Below are 763 nucleotides of genomic sequence, written 5' to 3' on the forward strand. Positions count from 1 at the left end.
GCGATGAATTTTTAGGCGGGTCACCCCTTCTGGCACTTTATTCACTTCGCGACATGCTTCGGTACACGCAGTACATCCTATACACGCATTTTCATCGTGCACCATGCCAAAACGTTTGGTTTGCTCACTGTCACTGGCAAAAAGAGAAGCACTAACAACAGAAGTGCCAGCAACGCCAGTGGTCAAAATCAATGCGCCGCTACTGGCTAAAAAATTTCGTCTTGAACACTTCATGCTATCTCTCCTCTTCTTTTGCAAGTTCAGGTTCAGCAGCAAACTGAGAGTGGCAATCGACACATTGTTTGATGAGCTGTTTTCTGTCGTAAGAAAGCGCTTTCGTTTTGGCAGCGTGAACATCGTGACAATTTGAACAGGTCAAATTTTTAGCATGAACATCATGCGTCCAATTACTTTCTCTCAACTGAGTTGGAGCGTGGCAATCTACACACTGGCTATTCGCTTTGAGAATGGTGCTTGGATCAAGAAAAACCTTGTCATGCACTGCTTTTGATTGCGCAGCAGCAAACTTGATCACATCAGGTGCCCCTTCACGGTGATCTGGCCCGATATTGCTGTGACAGTTTGTGCAATTCAGTGTTTTACCTAGGCTAAGCAGCGCTTCTGGCTCATGCGACAAATTCAGAGTTTCTTTGGCATCCTTATGACATTGAAGACATTTATAGTCTCGGTCACGAATCAACTCGACTTGATGACGCTCAGCTTGAGCACCTTCAACTGGCTCTGAATAAGTCGCATGGGCGGC

At 45.9% G+C, this 763-nt stretch carries 1 protein-coding gene and 1 pseudogene; both read right to left on the bottom strand.

Annotation, left to right across the window (positions count from 1 at the left end; genetic code table 11):
- Nucleotides 1-234 (bottom strand): annotated as a pseudogene (locus R7Z77_RS25145) (4Fe-4S ferredoxin); the annotation flags it as partial.
- Between the two features lies 1 nt (nucleotide 235).
- A partial coding sequence (gene nrfB / locus R7Z77_RS25150; protein ID WP_318137018.1) for a cytochrome c nitrite reductase pentaheme subunit occupies nucleotides 236-763 on the bottom strand: 528 nt, incomplete at its 5' end.

Source organism: Vibrio sp. 1401, assembly GCF_033340295.1.